The 20,682-nt window shown below is 62.2% G+C and carries 19 protein-coding genes and 1 other RNA gene; 16 read left to right on the top strand and 4 right to left on the bottom strand.

Annotation, left to right across the window (positions count from 1 at the left end; genetic code table 11):
• Positions 1-33 precede the first annotated feature (33 nt).
• Positions 34-501: a pilus assembly protein N-terminal domain-containing protein gene (locus LG281_RS09535; RefSeq protein WP_404400050.1), complete on the bottom strand. Its 468-nt coding sequence runs from the start codon at positions 499-501 to the stop codon at positions 34-36.
• 1,157 nt (positions 502-1,658) lie between these two features.
• On the opposite strand from LG281_RS09535, the gene LG281_RS09530 reads away from it, so the two are divergent.
• From LG281_RS09530 to LG281_RS09490, 9 genes are all read left to right on the top strand, one after another.
• On the top strand, positions 1,659-1,877 hold the full coding sequence (locus LG281_RS09530) for a Flp family type IVb pilin (RefSeq protein ID WP_404400048.1): 219 nt from the start codon (positions 1,659-1,661) through the stop codon (positions 1,875-1,877).
• 150 nt (positions 1,878-2,027) lie between these two features.
• Entirely contained in the window at positions 2,028-2,261 is a 234-nt protein-coding gene (locus tag LG281_RS09525) for a Flp family type IVb pilin (RefSeq protein WP_404400046.1), read from the top strand.
• Between the two features lie 30 nt (positions 2,262-2,291).
• Positions 2,292-2,795, top strand: a complete 504-nt coding sequence (locus tag LG281_RS09520; RefSeq protein ID WP_404400044.1) for a prepilin peptidase — start codon at positions 2,292-2,294, stop codon at positions 2,793-2,795.
• 707 nt (positions 2,796-3,502) lie between these two features.
• Entirely contained in the window at positions 3,503-4,465 is a 963-nt protein-coding gene (gene cpaB, locus LG281_RS09515) for a Flp pilus assembly protein CpaB (protein WP_404400042.1), read from the top strand.
• A gap of 14 nt (positions 4,466-4,479) precedes the next feature.
• Complete coding sequence (locus LG281_RS09510) at positions 4,480-5,874, top strand: type II and III secretion system protein family protein (protein WP_404400040.1); 1,395 nt, start codon at positions 4,480-4,482, stop codon at positions 5,872-5,874.
• An 11-nt stretch (positions 5,875-5,885) separates the two neighbouring features.
• Positions 5,886-7,160, top strand: coding sequence for a CpaE family protein (locus tag LG281_RS09505; RefSeq protein ID WP_404400038.1), 1,275 nt, complete (start codon positions 5,886-5,888; stop codon positions 7,158-7,160).
• A 12-nt stretch (positions 7,161-7,172) separates the two neighbouring features.
• Positions 7,173-8,669, top strand: coding sequence for a CpaF family protein (locus LG281_RS09500; protein ID WP_404400036.1), 1,497 nt, complete (start codon positions 7,173-7,175; stop codon positions 8,667-8,669).
• 198 nt (positions 8,670-8,867) lie between these two features.
• Positions 8,868-9,845 carry a type II secretion system F family protein gene (locus tag LG281_RS09495; RefSeq protein ID WP_404400034.1) on the top strand — a complete coding sequence of 326 codons (978 nt, stop codon included), beginning with the start codon at positions 8,868-8,870 and terminating at the stop codon, positions 9,843-9,845.
• Positions 9,846-9,855: 10 nt separating this feature from the next.
• Positions 9,856-10,851, top strand: coding sequence for a type II secretion system F family protein (locus LG281_RS09490; RefSeq protein WP_404400032.1), 996 nt, complete (start codon positions 9,856-9,858; stop codon positions 10,849-10,851).
• Positions 10,852-11,017: 166 nt separating this feature from the next.
• Here LG281_RS09490 and LG281_RS09485 read toward each other — a convergent pair whose 3' ends face one another.
• Positions 11,018-11,794, bottom strand: coding sequence for a tetratricopeptide repeat protein (locus tag LG281_RS09485; protein ID WP_404400030.1), 777 nt, complete (start codon positions 11,792-11,794; stop codon positions 11,018-11,020).
• 300 nt (positions 11,795-12,094) lie between these two features.
• Here LG281_RS09485 and LG281_RS09480 point away from each other — a divergent pair, with 300 nt between their 5' ends.
• Complete coding sequence (locus tag LG281_RS09480) at positions 12,095-13,435, top strand: leucyl aminopeptidase family protein (RefSeq protein WP_404400028.1); 1,341 nt, start codon at positions 12,095-12,097, stop codon at positions 13,433-13,435.
• Positions 13,436-13,498: 63 nt separating this feature from the next.
• Positions 13,499-14,422 (top strand): GNAT family N-acetyltransferase, encoded by a 924-nt coding sequence (locus LG281_RS09475; RefSeq protein ID WP_404400026.1) that lies wholly within the window; start codon positions 13,499-13,501, stop codon positions 14,420-14,422.
• On the opposite strand, the gene LG281_RS09470 is transcribed toward LG281_RS09475, so the two are convergent.
• Both LG281_RS09470 and LG281_RS09465 read right to left on the bottom strand, forming a co-directional pair.
• A complete protein-coding gene (locus LG281_RS09470; RefSeq protein ID WP_404400024.1) occupies positions 14,419-15,360 on the bottom strand; it encodes a 2-hydroxyacid dehydrogenase in 942 nt (313 codons plus the stop codon). The two genes, LG281_RS09475 and LG281_RS09470, sit on opposite strands and share 4 nt — an antisense overlap.
• A gap of 79 nt (positions 15,361-15,439) precedes the next feature.
• The gene (locus LG281_RS09465; RefSeq protein ID WP_404400022.1) at positions 15,440-16,156 is read right to left on the bottom strand and encodes a c-type cytochrome; all 717 of its coding nucleotides are present in this window, start codon (positions 16,154-16,156) and stop codon (positions 15,440-15,442) included.
• A gap of 425 nt (positions 16,157-16,581) precedes the next feature.
• On the opposite strand from LG281_RS09465, the gene LG281_RS09460 reads away from it, so the two are divergent.
• The 5 genes from LG281_RS09460 to recR all read left to right on the top strand — a co-directional run bounded on the left by LG281_RS09460 (position 16,582) and on the right by recR (position 20,681).
• On the top strand, positions 16,582-17,424 hold the full coding sequence (locus tag LG281_RS09460) for a prephenate dehydratase (protein ID WP_404400020.1): 843 nt from the start codon (positions 16,582-16,584) through the stop codon (positions 17,422-17,424).
• Between the two features lie 116 nt (positions 17,425-17,540).
• An RNA gene (gene ffs / locus LG281_RS09455) (signal recognition particle sRNA small type) lies at positions 17,541-17,635 on the top strand.
• Positions 17,636-17,705: 70 nt separating this feature from the next.
• A complete protein-coding gene (locus LG281_RS09450; RefSeq protein ID WP_404400018.1) occupies positions 17,706-19,451 on the top strand; it encodes a DNA polymerase III subunit gamma/tau in 1,746 nt (581 codons plus the stop codon).
• Positions 19,448-19,771: a YbaB/EbfC family nucleoid-associated protein gene (locus LG281_RS09445; RefSeq protein ID WP_404400016.1), complete on the top strand. Its 324-nt coding sequence runs from the start codon at positions 19,448-19,450 to the stop codon at positions 19,769-19,771. The genes LG281_RS09450 and LG281_RS09445 overlap by 4 nt, the downstream gene beginning before the upstream one ends.
• Positions 19,772-20,078: 307 nt before the next feature.
• Positions 20,079-20,681, top strand: a complete 603-nt coding sequence (recR, locus tag LG281_RS09440) for a recombination mediator RecR (protein WP_404400014.1) — start codon at positions 20,079-20,081, stop codon at positions 20,679-20,681.
• Position 20,682 lies beyond the last annotated feature (1 nt).

Genomic DNA, 20,682 nt, shown 5'->3' with positions numbered 1-20,682 from the left:
TTGCGCAAAATGGATAGATGCGTGAATCGAAGGTTAATGCGACCTCGCCGCCGATGTCACCATCTGGCTGCCGCCGATGACCGTCGAGGTGTAGGCCGGATCGTCTCCGAGCGCGATGGTGGGCTGGCAATCGGGCGCGCAGGCGAGCGAGGTGCGCTGGGCGCCCTGGAAGACCGTGAGCGTGTCGGCCTGCAACTGGGTGACCTCCACAATGGTGTCGGCGATGGGTTCGCCGGCAGCGTCAAGGATGATGAGGTTGGTCCGCCCGTAGCTCTTGCCGGTCAGCACCAGCGTCTGGGGATCCTGAATGGTGACGTCCGCCACCGCCGGGTTGCCGATGATCACCGTGGCCGCGGGCGCGTTGATGCGCAGGACACGGGCCATATTGGTATTGACGTTGACCACGACGCCGTCCTCGGCCGCGAGACCTCCGCCCGTGTGTAAAACGGCGAGACCGAAAAGACCGGCAGCAAGAAACGCGCTGCGAACGAAACCCGGCATGGCAATTATCCCAATCGACTAAAGCTATGGTTACCCGAGAATGGCGGGGAATGGTTTATATTTGGCAAATACTCAGCCCAAAGCGCCCTCCGGCAATCTGCCATCAGGTTCAAATAGCGTGGACGGTATGCGGCGAGACGCGCCTCATACTGATTATAGATGCGAGGCACGCCTCGCCGCATACGACCGGGATTTTTGGCTTGGCGTCCGCTCGGGCTGGGGCCAATCCCCGCCAGGTTTCCCCGGTGACCACAGGATCGCTGTGGCTGGCCACGGTGACGTTTGGGCCTCCGCTGGGACGACTCCCATCGGACCCGGACCGGTCCCGCCCAAACGTTCGTTGCGCCTGCGCCCATCAGAAGCGGGTCCGTGAGAAGCATCATACTTGACGTTTGTGGGGCGGGGATAAGTTTTGCAGTTTCGCTGTTTTTCCAATGTGCTACGGCGAACATAGCGGCCTGCCGGTACGGCTCTCGCCTCCCATCTTTCCCTAGGGCAATCGGATGAAGCCAACCTCTCCACCACCACCTCGCCGCCCCCGACTTGATCGGGGGCCCATCAGCGCCTTATCGATCCGGGATCGTCGCGCGATGCACGGTCATGCCACCGACCCTTGCCGTGCCGAATGGTGAGGGCATCGGGTGCATTGGACGGGCAACGGGATCCTCACAGTCGCACCATCCGGTACGCACCCGGTTCCGGGCAACGCTTTGCATCGCACACCCAATTCGGGCGCTCAAACGCTGATGGGGCCCCGATCAAGTCGGGGGCAGCGAGGGGTGTTGGAGGCGCGGGAGCTTACCTCCATCCGGGCAGACAGAACATTACTTCAAGCGATTGCCCTACCCCGCCATCATCCTCGCGCCTGACGCAGGGGCCTGCTGCGCAAGCTTGGGGCAAGAGGCGGTCAGCGCGGCCCTGGAAAAGGACCGCTTCTCCACGGCCAAGCCGCCCTCTCGTAACCGGACGGATACTTAATGGTTTATGTATCCCGGTTACCATTTGAAAAGTATAACAAATACAAGTCGCAAGTCCGGGCTTGCACGTCCGTAGATTAACTTATTTTCAACGGCTGAAGACTAGCTTCGCGCCAAGTTCGATGTGTGACGCGTCGGACGGATGTCGTCACTAAGAGGACGCAGAACAAGGAGCTAGACATGAATCTCTTCGCGAAATTTGCCAAGGACGAATCCGGCGCCACGGCAATCGAATACGGACTTATTGCGGCCCTGATGGCCGTTGTCGTAATTGCGGCGATCGCTCTGCTTGGCCCGCAGATCGAAAGCACGTTTAACAGCATCGGTGGCCAGATGTCGGGTGCCCAGGGTGCCTATGATGACGCGGTTGCCGCCAACGCCAGCGATGACAACGGCTAAAGTTAGCATAAAGATTCAGAAAAAGGGGGCATATGCCCCCTTTTTTTATTGTTCTTTTACGAACTCGAAATACTGATAAACTGTATATTTCTTGTAGCGCCTTATATTGGGCTGTGGTCGAGGGCGCCGCATATCGAATAAGGGGTGCACATGATGTCTTGGCGCGAGCGTGAGACGAGGCAATCCGATGTTGCAGTGCCGCAGCAGACATCGGCAGGGTTGCTGGTAAATGCATCCGGAGCCACGGCAGTCGAATACGCGCTGATCGCTGCCTTGCTTTCAATTGTCGTTGTTGCTTCCGTCTTAGCGCTCGGCAACCCTATCGAGGGTCTCTTCGGTGGCGTAGCAGAACAGTTTACCGAACTGGAAATCAACCAGGATTAAGACGGTCGGTCGAACAAGGTTGCCTCGCTCGTGTTGTTTGCTATAGCGCTTCTCATCTTCCCCGCCTTTATGGTCGCAGCAGCCATCTCCGACCTGCTCACCATGCGCATTCCCAACTGGCTGGTCCTCACCTGCGCCGGTAGCTTCTTCGCCGTTGCGCTGCTCGCCGGGTTGCCCCTTGGCGCTATCGGCGTGCACGTGCTCGTCGGTTTGGGCTTTCTTGCCGTCACCTTCGGCATGTTCGCAGCCGGATGGATCGGTGGGGGCGATGCGAAATTTGCAGCGGCGACCGCGCTCTGGTTAGGCACCGGCGCAGCGCTGCCTTACCTGTTCGTGACCGCGATTGCAGGCGGTGTGCTGGCCATTGTGATGGTCGTCATGCGCCGCTTTGCCTTGCCGCAGGGGCTGTCTGAAGTGGCGTGGATCGCACGGTTGCATAACCGGATTACGGGCATTCCCTATGGTATTGCGCTGGCCATCGGCGGTCTCGTCGTTTATCCGCAAACGGCGATCTTTTCTCTGCTCACCGCCTGATCCAGGTGGTTCTGTGCGGTCGCTGTGACAGGTTGCGCGGCCTCCCCCACACTCCACACACACACCGTCATCAGCAATTCTAATTGAGCCCGGTTTGCCCCCCCAAATCGGCCTCCGCACCATGCCCCGCCCCCTCCGTCATCATCCTCGCGCTTGACGCGAGGACCCGCAACGCCACCGCGCACCGAGCAGACGTCGGGCGCACCACGCAAGCTCAAAGCGCCCAACTCCTGCGCAGGCCGCTTCAAGCCTGCGGGTCCTCGCGTCAAGCGCGAGGATGACGGCGGAGGTGGGGGATAGGAGGTACAACCTGTTAAAATCACTGTGCAGCACCATCAATTGGAATTGCTGATGACGGAGAGAGGGGCGAGGCGGAGCGCACAACACCGGTAGCATTCGCCCGAATGCCCTGCGACGGAGTGGCGGAGGACGTTGGTGCCAACCTGTCAAAATCGCTATGCAATGCAACGCGTGCAGTACGTCCCGTTTCCAACGTATACAACTTTAAACGCTTAATTAACCTCCAGAAAAAAGCTCCGGTTAACCAAGTTTTGACCCTTTGGCGACCATAGTGCCGGCTGCGCGATCAGCCCTTACGTGGTTTTCCCGTCGGGCCGGTCGTGACCGTAAAGGACGGAGGCGTTTCCCTCGTTCGCGAACCGTGGCGCGTGAGCCGTTGCAGCGCGGCGCGTAATCGGAGTTTGGACATGAAACCGGCGCGTATCCTGCTGATTGTTGTCGCCCTCGTGGCCGGGGGGCTTGCGGCCTTCCTCGCGACCCGTGGAGGTGGCGAGCCCGAGCCGCAGACCGTCGAGGTGACGCAGGTTCGCGAGGAGGCGCGCGCGCAGGTTCTCGTCGCGCGCAACGCCATCGGGCTTGGCCAGCGCATCACGCCCGACGATGTCATGTGGCAGGATTGGCCGGAAGGGGCCGTGCGCGCCGATTATATCACGCACGCCGCCGTGCCCGACGCGCCGCAGCTGATGACGGGCGCCGTCGCGCGTTTCGAGATTTTCCCCGGCGAGCCCATCCGCGAGGCGAAGCTGGTCAATTCCGACCAGGGGTACCTTTCCGCTGTCATTTCCGAAGGCATGCGCGCGGTCGCGGTGCCGGTAACCCCGGAGTCGGCTTCGGGCGGGTATATCACCCCGAACGACCGGGTCGACGTGGTGCTGACGCGCTCTGGGTCGAGCCATTCGGAAACCATCCTCAACAATATCCGCGTGCTGTCCATTGGCGCCCGGCTGGGCGAACTCGGCGAAACCGGCGGCGGCGAAGATCCCGACGCTCCCGCCAGCCAGCGCTTCGCCAAGGACGATATCGCGACGCTCGAACTGACGCCGCGCGAAGCCGAAGTGCTCCTTAACGCCAGCTCGGCGGGACGGCTGGCACTGGTGTTGCGCTCGGTGGCCGATTTTGACGATCCCAATGCGGGCCTCGCAGGGCTCGGATCGGGCCAGGCCCAGGCGATCAGGCTGATCCGTTATGGCAACGAGCAGTCGGTGGTCTCGACCGCCGTCAATCAGCCAGCCCAGACCGCACAGACGGATACGGTCGCCTCCGATAGCGAGCGCTGGCCGTTATCCGACGCATTCCTCGAAACCATCACTTCCTCGGAACCCGCCGCTCCCGAAACCGGAGACGGCGGACCCCAGGTCGATCCAGAATAGGCGGGCCGTATCCGATGACGACGTTTCTCAGCCTTCCGTCCGCAAAGCCCCGTACGATCCCCAGAGCGCTTGCGGCACTGGCGGTGTTCTGCGCAGTGCTGGTCTCCGTTCCGGCGATGGCGACATCGCCGCATCTGCGCATCGCGAGCAATGAGATCGGGCGCACGCAATATATCGAGGTTGGCGTCAACAAATCCATCATCGTCGACCTGCCGGTCGAAGCCGGCGAGGTGATCGTATCGCAGCCCGGTGTTGCCAACGCGATCATGCGAACGCGCTCGCGCGCGATCATTCAGGGCATGGCGCCTGGCGAGACCAATATCTTCTTCCTCGATCCCGCTGGAGCGGGCATCGCGGTGATCGAAATCTCGGTCGGCGAGGATCCGGCCGGCCTCGCGGCGACGATCAACCGGCTTATCCCCGGGGCGCGGGTTTCCGTCGAATCCGTTGCCAATTCGGGGGCCGGTACCAATTCGGTGGTGCTTTCGGGCAATGTCAATTCGGGGGCGGATCTCGAAAAGGCCATCGAGATCGCCGCGCAATATGCCGGTGGTGAAGGCAATGTGACGAGTGTCATCGACGTTGCGGGCGGCCAGCAGGTGGCGCTCAAGGTGACGGTCGCGGAAATCAAGCGCGATGTGGCAAAGCAGTTCGGCATCAATCTCGCGGCCACGCTGACGGCGAACGCCAATTCGCTCGGGACCACGGGGCTGCCGGTGGGCGGCACCGAAACGGGCGATTATACGCTCGGTTTGTCCCTTCCCAATCTCGATATCGACGTCACGATGGAAGCGCTCGAAGCCCAGAACGCCGTGCGCCTTCTTGCCGAGCCCGTGCTGACGGCAATGTCGGGGCAGGAAGCGAGCTTCCACGTCGGCGGTGAACTGCCCGTCGAACGTCTCACCGCCGATGGGGAGTGGGAGGTCTTTTTCCGGCCCTACGGGATCACGCTCGATTTCACCCCCACCGTCAAATCTGGCGGCGCGATCGGGCTTGTCATCAACACCGAGGTCTCCGAGCCCCAGTTGGACAATACGCTCAACTCGCGCAGCGCATCGACATCGGTGGAACTGCACACCAACCAGACGCTCGCGATTGCGGGGCTGATCGACGAACGCATGCGCCGCCAACTCTCCACGGTGCCAGGCCTGGGCAATATTCCCATCCTGGGCGCCCTGTTCCGGTCGTATGAGTACAATACCGAGCAGACAGAGCTCGTTATCCTTGTCACCCCGACGATTGCGCAGCCGACCTCGGCCTATGCCCCGCAGCCGCTGCCGACAGACGACTATCCGTCGTCTTCGGACGCCGAGGCGATGTTCCTGGGGCGCATGGAGAGTCTCTATGGCGTTTCGGGCGGACAGGGCGGCGGCGAGTTCCGCGGCTCTGTGGGCTTCGTGCTCGATTAAGGGGGAGCGAGATGAGCGATTTCGACGGCGAAACCACACCGATGACAGGGCAGGGCGATGCGCCCAGCGGTGCGCGGCTCGTACCCCGCATCACCATCCAGGCGTTCTGCGAGCATTCCCAGACCGCGCAGGTGATCGAGAGCGCCGCCGGCGACCGGCGTATGTCCAAGGTGGCCCTCACCACGCACAATGGCGGTCTCGACGGCGCGGTGGAGACCTACAAGACCAATCCCACCCCGAACCTTGTCATCGTTGAAACCTCGCTCGGTGCTGATCAGATCCTCAACGCGCTGGGCCGGCTCGCCGAAGTATGCGATCCCTCGACCCGCGTCATCGTCATCGGGCACGTCAACGACGTGGTGCTCTATCGCGAACTGATCCGCGCGGGCGTTTCCGAATATCTCGTGATGCCCACAACGACACCGGTGCTCATCAGCGCGATCTCCGACCTGTTTGCCGGCGCGGATGCGGCGCCGATCGGCCGGACCATCGGCTTTTTCTCCGCCAAGGGCGGTGCGGGCGCCTCGACCATCGCGCATAACACGGCCTGGGCCATGGCGCGCCAGTTCCGCCAGGACGTGCTGATCCTCGATCTCGACCTCGCCTTCGGCACCGCCGCGCTCGATTTCAACCAGGATCCGCCGCAGGGGATCGCGGATGCGGTCTATGCCAACGACAAGATGGACGCGGTGATGCTCGACCGGCTGATGAGCAAGGCCGCAAATCATATCAGCCTGCTCGCCGCGCCAGCCGTGCTCGACCGCACATACGACCTTTCCGAGCGCAGCTTCGAGCAGATCATCGAACTCAGCCAGAAGCACGTGCCGATGGTCGTGATCGACATTCCGCATATGTGGACCGACTGGGTGCGCCATACCCTGAGCGCCATCGACGAGGTCGTGATCGTCGCGGAGCCGGATCTCGCCAATCTGCGCAATGCCAAGAATATCGCCGATACGATCAAGGCGGCGCGGCCTGCAGAGGTCGATCCGATCCTCGTGATCAACAAGGCCGGTATCCCCAAGCGGCCCGAGATCCCGGCGGCTGAATTCGCCGCATCCATCGAATGCCGCCTCGCTGGTGAAGTCTCGTTCGAACCCGGCCTCTTCGGCACGGCGGCCAATAACGGGCAGATGATCGCCGAAGTCTCGGCAGGCCATAAGCTCAACGAGGTGTTCAAGGGCATTTCCCAGCAGGTGACCGGGCGCACGCAGGGAGGAGCGGGCGGAAAATCCGGCGTCCTGCGGTTGCCCGACCTCTTCAAGAAGCTCAAGCGCGCTTCGTAAGGAAAGTCTTTCATGTTCGGCAAGCGTACCAGTTTCGGCGGCAATACTCAGGCAGCACCCGCGCCCCGCAGCGCGGTTCCGCCCAGCCCCGATCGCGACAAGGTGCCCGAACATCAGGCGCCGCCGCGCACGGTCCCCGCTGCCGAGGCTCCGAAACCGGCCCGTCCTGGGCAGCAGGAAATCGTCGACGTCGGCAATGCCGGTGACGCGGCGCGCGACAAGACCTACTTCCAGACCAAATCTTCGATCTTCAACGCGCTGATCGACTCGATCGACCTTTCGCAGCTCGCGGCGATGGATCAGGACGCCGCGCGCGAGGAAATCCGCGATATCGTCGCCGAAATCATCGCGCTCAAGAACTTCGTGATGTCGATCTCCGAGCAGGAAGACCTGCTCGAGGATATCTGTAACGACGTTCTGGGCTATGGCCCGCTCGAGCCCTTGCTGGCGCGCGACGACATTGCCGATATCATGATCAACGGTTCCCAGAAGTGCTATATCGAGGTTGACGGCCGCGTCCGGCTCACCAATGTGCGCTTCCGCGACGATTCCCATCTTATGAATGTGTGCCAGCGCATTGTGAGCCAGGTTGGCCGCCGGGTCGACGAATCCTCACCCATATGCGACGCGCGCCTGCCCGACGGCTCCCGCGTGAACGTCATCGCGCCGCCGCTCTCGATCGACGGCCCCGCGCTCACCATTCGTAAGTTCAAGAAGGACAAGCTGACCCTCAACCAGCTCGTCAAATACGGTTCGATCTCGCCCGAGGGCGCCGAGGTTTTGCGGATTCTGGGGCGCGTCAGGGCGAATGTGCTGATCTCGGGCGGCACGGGTTCGGGCAAGACGACGCTACTGAACTGCCTGACCGCATTCATCGACCGCGACGAGCGCGTGATCACCTGCGAGGACTCCGCCGAACTGCAGCTCCAGCAGCCCCATGTGGTCCGGCTGGAAACGCGCCCGCCCAACCTCGAGGGCGAAGGCGAGATCACCATGCGCGAGCTGGTGCGGAACTGCCTGCGTATGCGGCCCGAACGCATCATCGTCGGCGAAGTGCGTGGCCCGGAGTCCTTCGACCTTCTCCAGGCCATGAACACCGGCCACGACGGCTCGATGGGCACGCTCCATGCCAACTCTCCGCGCGAGGCGCTCTCGCGTCTTGAATCGATGATCACCATGGGCGGCTTCGCGCTGCCCTCGCGTACCATCCGCGAAATGATCGTCTCCTCGATCGACGTCATCGTCCAGGCCGCGCGCCTGCGCGACGGCTCGCGCCGGATCACCCATATTTCCGAGGTTCTGGGGATGGAAGGTGACGTGATCGTCACCCAGGACATCTTCCTCTACGACATCCTGGGTGAGGACGCGCACGGCAACCTGATGGGACGGCACCGCTCGACCGGCATTACGAAGCCGAACTTCACCGAGAAGGCGCGTTACTTCAATGAGGAGGCAGCGCTGGTCGATGCGCTTGAGCGTGCCAATGTCGAGCACAACGAGATGATCTAGGGCCTGGTAACACTATGGATAGGGGATTGATTTTGCATAAATCGTTCAATGGCAAGTGTTTCGAGCAGGTCATGGTCCGGCCCCTTGTCGCGAAAAATCCGCCGTGCAGGCGCCAGCCTGTGGCGGCGCATTTTCCACGAAGGGTTCTCGGACTATGACCCGTCTAACCCCTATTCATAGTGTTAACAGGCCCTAGTAATGTCGCCATTGATCCTGGGAATTCTGGTGGTGGTTTGCGTCGGGGCGCTGGGGTTCGCCTTCGTCCCCGCGCTTTCGGGCGGCGACCGTGCCACCAAGCGCATGAAAGCCATGCAGCGCGACCCCCAGGTCAACCGGCAGGTGGCGAGCGCGCAGAAAACCCGCGAAAGCCGCAGGCGGACCGTACAGGACGCGCTCAAATCCCAGACTGACGCACTCAACGCCAAGCGCAAGAAAAAGACGCTGAAAAACCGGCTGTTTCAAGCCGGGATCAAAACCGATTCGCGCGTCTGGACGCGCAACTGCATCATCTTCGGTGGGGTGCTGTTTGTCGTCTTCTTCTTTTTGCAAGTGCCGGTCGTTTTTGCGGCGGTTTTCGCGGTGGCCGGCGCCTACGTGCTCCCCAACATGTATCTGTCGCGGCGCCGCAAGCGCTATCAGGCGGCGTATCTCGATGAATTGCCGAACGCGGTTGAGGCGATCGTACGCGGCGTCAAATCGGGCTTGCCGCTCAACGATTCCATCCGGCTCGTGGCCAAGGAAGTCAAGGAGCCCGTGAAATCGGAATTCATGCGCGTGCTCGACCAGCAATCGGTCGGCAAATCGATGACGGAAGCCGTCGAGGTCCTGTTCGACCGGGTGCCGCTGCCGGAGGTCAACTTCTTCGTCGTCGTGATCACCGTGCAGCAGCAGGCGGGCGGCAATCTTTCGGAGGCCCTCAGCAACCTCGCCAGGGTGCTGCGCGACCGCAAGAAGATGAAGGGCAAGATCAAGGCGATGAGCTCGGAGGCCAAGGCCTCGGCGATGATCATCGGCGCGCTGCCGCTCTTCGTGATCGGTGCCATTTCGGTCGTGAGCCCGACCTACCTAACGCCGCTCTGGACGACCAGCGGCGGGCAGATCGCGCTCGGTGGAGCCGTGTGCATGCTCGTTATGGGTATCTTCGTCATGTACCGCATGGTTCAGTTCGAGTACTAGGAAGTTACCCGTGCCAATTCTCGATCAAATCGCCAGCTCGGACTTCCTGATTGCCGCTTTTGCGGCGATTTCGGCCGCGGCCATTGTCTTCACGTTCGGTGCCCAGCTCGCCGAACGGGCGGAGCGCAAAGACCGGATCAAGAAGGTTGCGCTCGAACGCGAGCAGATGCGCGCCCGCGAAATGTCGCGCTTGCGCAGCCAAGCCAACGCCAAGGCAGAGGGCGGTGGGCCCGTGCGCGGTATTCGTGGCGCCGAAACCAAATCCTATATGCGGGATATCGTCGACCGCTTTTCGTTGCAAAAGGCATTCGTGGACGAAAGCACCGTCGACAAACTCGCTCAAGCCGGCCAGCGTGGACAGGCTGCGCTGACGCGGCATCTGTTCATCCGCTTTGTGACCCCGCTCGTGCTGTTCGCGATCGCAGCGGTCTATCTCCTGATCCTCGCGCCTGGCGGACGTCCGCTTTATCTCAATGTGACCTATTCCGTCGGTGTCGGGCTATTGGGCGCCTATCTGCCGATCCTATTGCTCAAGAACCAGACGCAGAAACGCCAGCAATCGATCAAGCGGGCCTGGCCGGATGCGCTCGACCTCGTGCTTTTGTGCGTGGAGTCGGGAATGTCGATCGAACATGCGCTGAAGCGCGTGTCGAAGGAAATCGGGCTGCAAAGCCCCGAGCTTGCCGAGGAAATGGCACTGACGACAGCCGAACTCTCGTTTCTCGAAGACCGCACACGGGCGTTTGAAAATCTCGGCCGCCGGACGGGGCTCGATCCTGTGCGCTCCGTGATGACGGCACTCATCCAGGCGGACCGTTACGGCACGTCGATTGGTCAGGCGTTGCGCGTGATGGCGGAGGAAAGCCGCGAGGCGCGTATGATGGAGGCCGAAAAAAAAGCCGCTGCGCTGCCGCCTAAAATGACCGTGCCGCTGATCCTGTTCTTCTTGCCCGTGCTGTTTATCATCATCATGGCGCCCGCGATCATTACGGCGCTGACGATGTAGCATCTCGGCACAGTAGCTTCGACAGGTTGGCGCGTCTTATAGAGGCACGGGCTTGCCGTCCGCACGGGTTCCCTTCTCCCTCAAGGGGAGAAGGGAACCCGTGCGTGTGACCGCCCGGTGCGCTACGAACACCGTGTGAATTAGGCATTTCGTCCGCACAGCCGGACTACGTATCCCCCCGAATTTCATCCCAGCGGTTTTGCTGGGTGAGCATGGCGCGGATATAGGCCATGTTGGCCTCGACCTCATCGGAGGGCAGCTCCTGCGCATAGATCGCGCGCGCTTCGTCGAAGCGGCCTTGCAAGCCGAGAACCAAAGCGAGATTCTGCCGTACACGTGTTGAAGCGCTGGGTAGCGCTACGGCCTGGCGCAGGTGCTGCTCGGCTTGCCGCAGATCGCCCGTCATCGAATAGGAGAGCCCCATATTGGCATGGAGTGCCGGCCGGTCCGGAGCGAGCAGGAGCGCCTGGGAATAGGCCGCCCGTGCCGCTTCGTGCTGGCCCATCTGATCGAGGATCGCGCCTTTGACCGAGAGCGCCTCCCAATCGGGCGCGACCGGATCGATCGTGTTGTTGAGCACCGAAAGCGCTTGCTCGAACCGCCCGTCCGCGGCAAGGGCCTTGGCATAGGCAAGGCTGACGGCGGGGCCGCCACGGGTCTGGCCCATCAGATATTCCATAACCTGAACCGCCGGCGTCGTCTGGCCGGCGGCGCGGAGTGCGGCGGCATAGTGAATGCCGAGCGTGGCATCGCGCGGGTTGCTGCGGTAGCTGTTGGCGAGCTCGGCGACAGTGGTCTGGATCTGGGGGCCGGACAGGCTGGAATAGTCTGCGTTGACCGCGGTGGTGCGATTGGTCGCGCAGGCCGAAAGCGCAACCAGCGCCACCGAGGCAAGAAGGGCCGAACGGCTCACTGAGGCGATGCGCGCGAGGCCAATGGCCATGAAGGGAACTCCGTTGACGTCTGCTCGGGCGAATTTCCACCCATTTTGCCCTTAAGGGAACGTAAATCATTAACCCTAACGGGCGGTTAAGGGGCGCCGGGGCATCGGGTGAAGGATGGAAACGCCCTATTCCGATTTCCTCCCCCGTCATCACCCGGACAAGCCGGGTGATGACGGGGGCAAAACAGGCCCATATCCTTCACCCGATTGCCGTGAAAGCGGCTCCTTGCGCGATTGCCGGAACCGGGCCAAGCCGCTACATCTTGGGCTCCTGCCTCAAGTGTTCCGGAGATTCTCCCAATGACCGATCCGACCCCGCTCGTCTGCATCCCAAAGGGTATGCTCCGCGAGGCGCCGCTTTCCGAGGCGCATCGCATATGGGCCGAGGCGAACGGTTTTGATGGGCAGGAGGGAAAGCTCCTCGCATTGCCCGGGGAGAACGGCATTTCGGCTTATGCTTTCGGTGTGGGAGACGAAAGCCAGCGCTCGCCGCTGGTCCTGGGGCTCGCGGCAGCCGCGCTCAAGCCCGGTGCGTACCGGCTCGAAGGCGCCTATGGCGATCCGACGCTCGGCGCGCTCGGTTTCCGGCTTGGGGCCTATCGGTTCACGCGTTACAGACACGCCGATGCCGCGCCGGAGCTGGTTCTGCCCGATGGTGCCGATGCCGCCGAGGTCGACCGGCTGACGCAAGCGGCGTTTCTTGCCCGCGACCTCGTCAACACACCCGCCAACGATTTGGGGCCGGACCGCTATGAAGCGGTGATTCGCGATTTCGCCGAGGCGCGTGGGATGAACGTTCGGGTTGTCGCCGGGGACGATCTGCTTGCCGAAAATTTCCCAATGATTCATGCGGTCGGGCGCGCGAGCGCGGAGGCACCGCGCTTGCTCGACCTGTCCTGGGGGCAGGAGGGCGACCCGAAAGTGACGCTCGTGGGCAAGGGCGTCACCTTCGATACCGGCGGGCTCAACATCAAGCCGGGCAATTCCATGGCACTGATGAAAAAGGATATGGGCGGCTCAGCCAACGTCCTGGGGCTTGCGCACGCCATCGTCGATGCAAAGCTCAAGGTCCGGTTGCGCGTTCTGATTCCGGTTGTCGAGAACGCCATTTCCGGCGCGGCGTTCCGGCCGGGGGACGTCCTGCCCTCGCGCAAGGGGATCACCGTCGAGATCGGCAATACCGACGCCGAGGGGCGTCTGATCCTCGCCGATGCGCTGGCGCTGGGCGATGAGGACAAACCCGATCTCATGATCGACATGGCGACGCTGACCGGCGCCGCCCGCGTCGCACTCGGCCCGGAATTGCCCCCGCTTTATGCGCGTGACGAAGCGTTTGCGCAGGCGCTTGTCGAGACCGGCATGGCGATCGACGATCCGCTTTGGCACATGCCGCTCTGGGGGCCGTACGACAAGCTGCTGTCGTCCAAGGTGGCAGACGTCAATCACATCTCGTCGGGGGGGCTGGCCGGGTCGATTACCGCAGCGCTGTTCCTCAACCGCTTCGTTGCTCCTGAGACGAACTGGGCGCATCTCGATATCTTCGCCTGGGCACCCGAGGCAAGGCCGGGCCGTCCGTTCGGTGGCACGGACCAGGGGGTGCGGGCGCTTTATGGCGTGCTCAAGGGGCGCTATGGCGTGTAACATTGTTGACTCCTGCGTGTATATTGTTGACTATATCAACGATATTTCGAGTGGGAGACCATCATGCCCGTCGCCGAGGATGACATAGCCGCCTTTCGCGCCTTCAATCGGTTTTACACCAAGGTCATTGGCCTTCTCGAAGAGGGCATGCACAAAAGCCAGTTTTCGCTGGTTGAGGCGCGGCTGATCCATGAGATCGGGCACCATGGCGCGACGACCGCGAGGACGCTCGCTGAAGCGCTGGATATGGATCGCGGACAATTAAGCCGCCTGATCTGGCGGCTGTCGGACCAGGGGCATCTCTCGATCATTCCCGACGATGGCGACCGGCGCTCCAACAGACTGACGCTGACCGCTTCGGGCGAGACCGCCTGCGCCGAGCTCAACCGGCTGAGCGATGAAGCTACTGAAGCTCTGATCGGGCCTCTCGACGCCACACGCCGGGCGAGGCTCCTGGCCAGCATGCGCACCATTCGAGAAATCCTTGCGCCCACCGATACTTCCGGCGCGCTTGTGCTGCGCCCGCCACGGATTGGCGAGCTTGGCCATCTGATCGAGCGCCAAGCCGCACTTTACAATCACGAATATGGCTGGAACGCCGAATTCGAAGCGCTGATTGCGCGGATTTATGCCGAATACGCTGAGGCGCCCGAAACTCCACCCAAATATCTCTGGATCGCCGAGATTGGCGGCCAGGTCGCGGGTTCCGTGTTCATCCTTCCGGCACGTGAAGCGGGCACAGCACAGTTGCGCATGCTCTATGTCGAACCATATTTCCGGGGCCGCAAGCTGGGACGGCTGCTGGTGGACGCAGCGGTGACCTTTTCGCGCGAGTCAGGCTATCGCCGTGTCATTTTATGGACACAGGACTGCCTCGCCTCTGCGCGCCGGATCTATCAGGCAGCGGGCTTTGAACTCCAACGCGAGGAGCCGCACCATTCGTTCGGGCACGACCTCAATGGGCAGTACTGGATGCTGGAGCTTTAATACCCCCGCCCCCTATCCACCAGATTCGCCAGCGGCTCGCCGCGCTCGTGCGCCGTGAGCATTTCGGAAAAGTACCTTACCCCATTGGCCTCGTTCGAGACCGCCGCGATGTGTGGGGTGATGTAGCAATTCGGAAGCGTCCAGAGCGGGCTCGTTTTGGGTAGTGGTTCGATCTCGAAGACGTCGAGGCTGGCCGCGCCCAGCGTGCCGTCTTCGAGCGCCGCGACGATGTCGGCCTCGACCTGATGCCCGCCTCGGGCCGCGTTGACGACGACCGGTCCGCCCGGCAGCTTGCCGCGGCGCAGGCCCTTGAAGGTCTTGGTGTTGAGGATGCCACGGGTTTCCTCGGTGAGCGGCAGAAGGTTGACGAGGATGTCGGTCGCCGCGAGGAAATCGGGGACGCTCTCCGCTCCGGCAAAGCTCACGACCCCTCCGATCGATTTGGGGGTGCGGCTCCAGCCGTTGACCGTGAAGCCGAGCATCTTGATCTTGCGCGCGGCATCCTCGCCCAGAACGCCCAGCCCCATGATGCCCACGGCGATATCCGTCGCCGGCGGAGGATACAGCTGGGTCCAGACCTTTGCCCGCTGGTGGGCCTGGTAGCGCGAGATGAGCCTGTGATGCATCGTCACCTGCGCGATGACGTAGTCGCTCATCGATTGCGTCATGTCCGCGTCGACGAACCGGACTATGGGTACATCGGGCAGGTTGGGGTGGCGCAAAAGCGCATCGACCCCGGCGCCGAGCGAAAAGATCGCCTTGAGATTGTCGAGCCCTTCAAAGGCGTCGGGGGCCGGCTTCCAGGCGAAGAGGTAGCGGACCTCCGAACGCGGCACAATATCGTCATCGCCATAGACCGGATATCCATCGAGCGCACGGCGGAACCCTTCCACCCAGGGCGACGCGTCAAGGCCGGGCAGGTGTACGAGAAGCGCCATGGGACAATCCTCCAAAGTTGAAACAAAAAAGCCGCGCCGGAGACCGGCACGGCTATGATACGGAAATTCAAAAGCGCTGTCAGTGTGCCGCCGGCTCGTCTCCGGCTGCAGCTTCATTGGCTTCCGCTTCCTGTGCGGCCTCTTCGGCGGCTTCCACCGTGTCTTCGACCGGGACGGGCTCGAGCGTGGGCTCGCCATTCTCGATCGCGTCTGCGGGCTCGGCCTGATCCTCGCCAGCCGGTTCGGCGGGCGCTTCGGGCAGCGGCTCGGGATTATCCGCCTGCTCGCGCAGGAAGGCGATGAGATTGGCGCGATCCTCGGGGTTTGAAAGACCCGCGAACGTCATCTTGGTGCCCGGCGCGAAATTACGCGGGGACTCGATGAACGCGTCGAGGTTCTCATAGGTCCAGCTATCGCCGGCTTCGCCCAGCGAAGCGAGCGCGTCCGAATAGGCAAAGCCTTCATGGTTGGCGATGGGACGACCGACGATATTCCACAGTCCCGGACCTGTACGGTTTTCGTTGGACGCGGAATAATCGTGGCAGGACTGGCAGCGGTTGATGAGGTTCGCCCCCGTATCCGCGCTGGCAGTCTGCAGCCGCTCGGCGATCGAAACGGCCTGGGGCTCGGCCTCGGCGGCCTGCTCGCCAGTACCCTCGGGCAGCGGCAATTCATAGGTCGCGCCCCGATTCTCGATCGGTGCGTAAATGGCCTCGGCAAGAAAGCCAACGCCCATGACAAAAACGAGCGTGCCAAGAATGGCGCCGAAGATCTTGTTGAGTTCGAATGAATTCATAGTCTCGGTCTCTCCGTACCGTTTCCCTCGCCGGCGCCGGCCGTGCAAATTCTCTTGAGCCTGGTGGGCTGTATCGTCAAAAATGACGATACAGCCCACCAGGATTTTCCTTGGCGTGGCCTTGTTGTCCTCACCTTGAATGACGGGTCGACCCGTCATTCAAGGTGAGGCAAGGCACTAGGCGGAAGTTGGGCATCCGATCCATGACCCGGTCAGTAGGGTCGCGCCAAAGTTCCGGATTCGCCCGCCAAGCCCGCGCGCGGACCTTATAATAGAAGTTTCGGCGCGCGCAACCAGCATCGGCAAAGGTGCGACAATTGCCGCAAGCATCGCCTCTCCCCGCACGCCGCCAAGATTGACTTGGGCCGGGGTCGGGGCCATTAGTGGCGCGCTTACAATCAACTACCGACAGTGGATACCGGACAATGGGTCACAAGATAGCGTTTCAGGGCGAGATGGGAGCTTTCAGTCATGCGGCGGCGCATGGCTTTTTTCCCAACGACGAACCGATGCCCTGCGTGACCTTCGAGGAAACCATCGGCGCGGTGCAGAAGGGGGAGGCGGACTATGCCGTCGTCCCGGTGGAAAATTCGCTCTATGGCCGGATCACCGATATCCACCACATCCTGCCCGAAAGCGGGCTGCATATCATTGGTGAGTACTATCTGCCGGTACGCATGAACCTGCTCGGTGTCCGCGGAGCGACGCTCGAGGACATCAAGGCAGTGCAGAGCCTTTCGGTCGCGCTCGGGCAGTGCCGCAAGTTCATTGCGGAGCACAAATTGCGCACGATCAACGCCGTCGATACGGCCGGATCGGCACGCGAGGTCGCGCAAAAGGGCGACAAGACGCTGGCCGCCATCGCTTCGCATCTCGCCGCCGAAATCTACGGGCTTGAGGTTCTGGCGGAAAATATCGAAGACGCCGCGCATAACACGACGCGCTTCCTCATCATGGCGCGCGAGCCCAAATATGCGACGCCCAACGGCACCAAGGTAAAGACCACTTTCGTCTTCCGCGTCCGCAACGTGCCCGCAGCGCTCTATAAGGCCATGGGCGGGTTTGCGACCAACGGGGTCAACATGACCAAGCTCGAAAGCTATATGGTCGACGGCTCGTTCACCGCCACCCAGTTCTATGCCGACATCGAAGGGCATCCGGAAGACCGGAACGTGGCGTTCGCGCTCGAGGAGCTCGGTTTTTTCTCGGATCACTTCAAGATCCTGGGGGTTTATCCTGTTGCGGAGAACGCGCCGGATTCGAAGTAGGGCCCTCATTTTGCCGTGGCCCGTTACCTTCATCCAAATCGGCAGGCTGACCGCCCGTCAATTTGGATAAAGCGGGGCACTTGCATTCGGCGCGCCGATGTAACACATAGGGATCGGGAGGTTGGTGGCGGACGAACCGCTCGCCAACCGGGTCAGGTCCGGAAGGAAGCAGCCCTAACGAGTACGGCACGGGTCGTCGTCAGCCTCCTGCTATTTGGCGCCAACGCGTAAACGGGCTCCAAGAGCCGAAACCAGACCCGGCGCCCCGTCCTCACGCAGCGATGGGCACGCGACAGGAAGATATGGCGACCTCCGACCCGCAAAAGACTCCCTATCAGGTTCTGGCCCGCAAGTACCGGCCGGGCAGTTTCGAAAGCTTGATCGGCCAGGATGCGATGGTCCGGACGCTCTCGAACGCGTTCAAGTCCGGCCGCATCCACCATGCTTTTATCCTCACGGGCGTTCGCGGCGTAGGCAAGACCACGACGGCGCGGATTCTGGCGCGTGCGTTCAACTACGCCGACGAGACCGGCCCGCACCCCACGCTCGATCTTCAGAAGGAAGGTCTGCACTGTGCCGAGATCATTTCGGGCACGCATGTCGACGTGATGGAAATGGACGCCGCGTCCAATACCGGCATCGATTCTATCCGTGAAATCAACGCGATGACCCGCACGCCGCCGATGAGCGCGCCTTATAAGGTGTTCATCATCGACGAAGTGCACATGCTCTCGACCTCGGCCTTCAACGGGCTGCTGAAGACGCTTGAAGAACCGCCTCCCTATGTGAAGTTCATCTTCGCAACGACCGAAATCCGCAAAGTTCCGGTCACCATCCTCTCGCGCTGCCAGCGCTTCGACCTGCGGCGAATCACGCCCGAGGTGATGACGGGATATCTGACCGGTCTGCTCGAAAAAGAGGGCGTGCCGTTCGAACCAGAAGCGCTTGCGATGATGGTGCGCGCCGGCGAGGGCTCGGCGCGCGATTGTCTTTCGCTCGTCGATCAGGCCATAGCTCACGGCGACGGACGGATCACCGCCGAGGCGGTGCGGATGATGCTCGGGCTTGCCGACCGTGCCCAGACGATCGACCTGTTTGAAAACGTGATGCGAGGGGACGTCGCCGCAGCGCTCGACGGACTGCGCAATCTTTACGATTCGGGTGCCGACCCTTCGACGATCATCGCCGATCTCGCCGAGTTCACACATTTGGTGACGCGGATCAAGATCGTCCCCTCGGCTGCCGACGATCCGGTGTTGACCCCCGACGAGAAAACGCGCGGCGCCGATCTGGCCAACCGGCTGGGCCTGCGCATCCTGACCCGTACCTGGCAGATCCTCTCGGGCGGGCTCAACGAGATTGCGCAATCCGGCAACGGTTTGCAGGCCGCTGAAATGGTGCTGATCCGGCTTATCTATGCCGCCGATCTCCCAAGCCCCGACGAACTGATCGAAAAGCTCACCGGCCAACCCCAGGAAACCGCGGCGGCACCTTCGGCCCCCGCCCCCACCGGCGGCGGCTTCAGCGCCCGTGCGACGGCGCCCATGCCTAGGCCGCAGCCGCAAAACGAGCCGCGGGCGCAGGCCGCGCAACCCATGCCGCAAAGCTACACCGAACTGGTGGCACTTGCGGGTGAAAAGCGCGATATATTGCTCAAGCACGCGCTCGAATCCGATATGAAGCCGGTCAGCTTCGAGGCGGGCCGGATCGAGGTCGCGCTGACGCCGACGGCGAATCCCTCGATTGTGTCGGTGCTCTCGGCGCGCTTGAAGGATTGGACCGGGCGCCCTTGGCTCGTCACGGTCTCGACCAAGGAAATCGATACGCCCACCCTGCGTGAGGTGCGCGAAGCCGACCAGCGCAACGCCCGCGACGAGGCGCTTGAAGATCCGATGGTCAAGGCCGTGATGGAGACCTTTCCCGGTGCCCGGCTGGTCAACATTAAAACCCGCGAGGCCGCGCCCGAAAACGAGGCGCTCGAAGACCCAGAGGCGATCGAGGGTCTCGAAACGGAGGACGACGAATGAAAGACATTATGGGCATGATGAAAAAGGCCCAGGAATTCCAGCAACGCGCGCAGGAAATGCAGGAAGAGGCAGCCTCGACCATCGTTGAAGGCTCCTCCGGTGGCGGCATGGTGACGGTCGCAATGACGGCCAAGGGCGACTTGCGCGGTGTGAAGCTCGATCCCTCACTCCTCAAGCCTGAGGAGGCGGAAATCCTCGAGGATCTGATTGTCGCTGCACACGCGGATGCGCGGCGTAAAGGCGAGGACTTTATGCAGTCCAAGATGAGCGAAATGACCGCCGGCCTGCCCATCCCGCCGGGCATGAAGTTCCCTTTCTAGTGTCCCGTCGCAGTGATTTTGACAAGTTGGCGCGCCTGTTTGAGGCACGGCTTTTCCGTCCGCACGGCTTCCCTTCTCCGCTTGAGGGAGAAGGTGGGCCTCGCGAAGCGAGGGTCGGATGAGGGGTGTGCGCGGCAGCAAAGCTCGGCTTTTGTGCTGTTCGCAACGCCGCAGGCACCCCTCATCCGACCGCTTCGCGGCCACCTTCTCCCTCAAGGGGAGAAGGGAAATCGTGCTCGTGACCCGGCCGGTGCGCCACCGACACCCGCGTAAACCTGTCAAATCCCCTGCGCAGAGGTACTAGGCGATGGCAAACCCGTCCGGTGGGCCGGAAATCGAACAGCTCATTCAGTTGCTTTCGCGGCTGCCGGGGCTCGGGCCGCGCTCGGGGCGGCGCGCCGTGCTGCATCTTATCAAGAAAAAAGAGCAGCTGATGATCCCGCTCGCCGCCGCGCTCGACCGTGCGGTTGAGGCTGTCAAGGTCTGCGAGACCTGCGGTAATGTGGATACGATCTCACCCTGCACGATCTGCTCGGACCCCCGCCGTGCCGAAAGCGGGTTGTTGATTGTGGTCGAGGATGTCGCAGATCTCTGGGCGCTCGAACGGGCAGGCATCGGACCGGTGCGCTATCACGTGCTCGGCGGCGTGCTCTCCCCGCTCGATGGTGTGGGGCCGGACGACATTTCCATCGACGCGCTAATCGCGCGCGCGCCGGAGTACAAGGAAATCGTCATCGGGGTGAACGCTACGGTCGAGGGGCAGACAACAGCTCACTACATCACCGACAGGCTTGCCGGGTCGGACATCAAGATTACACGGCTCGCGCATGGCGTGCCGGTCGGCGGCGAACTCGACTATCTCGACGAAGGTACGCTGAGCCAGGCGCTCAAGGCGCGCACAAGCTTTTAGC

Source organism: Pelagibacterium halotolerans, from assembly GCF_044811015.1.
Classification (GTDB): domain Bacteria; phylum Pseudomonadota; class Alphaproteobacteria; order Rhizobiales; family Devosiaceae; genus Pelagibacterium; species Pelagibacterium halotolerans_A.
Note: the sequence above shows the minus strand (reverse complement) of the source record. Positions and strands in the feature narration are given on the sequence as shown.

Bases quoted from the DNA above. Each gene is read 5' to 3' on its own strand.
- LG281_RS09535 (WP_404400050.1), bottom strand. From the start codon at position 501: ATGCCGGGTTTCGTTCGCAGCGCGTTTCTTGCTGCCGGTCTTTTCGGT.
- LG281_RS09530 (WP_404400048.1), top strand. From the start codon at position 1,659: ATGAATCTCTTCGCGAAATTTGCCAAGGACGAATCCGGCGCCACGGCA.
- LG281_RS09525 (WP_404400046.1), top strand. From the start codon at position 2,028: ATGATGTCTTGGCGCGAGCGTGAGACGAGGCAATCCGATGTTGCAGTG.
- cpaB (WP_404400042.1), top strand. From the start codon at position 3,503: ATGAAACCGGCGCGTATCCTGCTGATTGTTGTCGCCCTCGTGGCCGGG.
- LG281_RS09510 (WP_404400040.1), top strand. From the start codon at position 4,480: ATGACGACGTTTCTCAGCCTTCCGTCCGCAAAGCCCCGTACGATCCCC.
- LG281_RS09505 (WP_404400038.1), top strand. From the start codon at position 5,886: ATGAGCGATTTCGACGGCGAAACCACACCGATGACAGGGCAGGGCGAT.
- LG281_RS09500 (WP_404400036.1), top strand. From the start codon at position 7,173: ATGTTCGGCAAGCGTACCAGTTTCGGCGGCAATACTCAGGCAGCACCC.
- LG281_RS09495 (WP_404400034.1), top strand. From the start codon at position 8,868: ATGTCGCCATTGATCCTGGGAATTCTGGTGGTGGTTTGCGTCGGGGCG.
- LG281_RS09485 (WP_404400030.1), bottom strand. From the start codon at position 11,794: ATGGCCATTGGCCTCGCGCGCATCGCCTCAGTGAGCCGTTCGGCCCTT.
- LG281_RS09480 (WP_404400028.1), top strand. From the start codon at position 12,095: ATGACCGATCCGACCCCGCTCGTCTGCATCCCAAAGGGTATGCTCCGC.
- LG281_RS09475 (WP_404400026.1), top strand. From the start codon at position 13,499: ATGCCCGTCGCCGAGGATGACATAGCCGCCTTTCGCGCCTTCAATCGG.
- LG281_RS09470 (WP_404400024.1), bottom strand. From the start codon at position 15,360: ATGGCGCTTCTCGTACACCTGCCCGGCCTTGACGCGTCGCCCTGGGTG.
- LG281_RS09465 (WP_404400022.1), bottom strand. From the start codon at position 16,156: ATGAATTCATTCGAACTCAACAAGATCTTCGGCGCCATTCTTGGCACG.
- LG281_RS09460 (WP_404400020.1), top strand. From the start codon at position 16,582: ATGGGTCACAAGATAGCGTTTCAGGGCGAGATGGGAGCTTTCAGTCAT.
- LG281_RS09450 (WP_404400018.1), top strand. From the start codon at position 17,706: ATGGGCACGCGACAGGAAGATATGGCGACCTCCGACCCGCAAAAGACT.
- LG281_RS09445 (WP_404400016.1), top strand. From the start codon at position 19,448: ATGAAAGACATTATGGGCATGATGAAAAAGGCCCAGGAATTCCAGCAA.
- recR (WP_404400014.1), top strand. From the start codon at position 20,079: ATGGCAAACCCGTCCGGTGGGCCGGAAATCGAACAGCTCATTCAGTTG.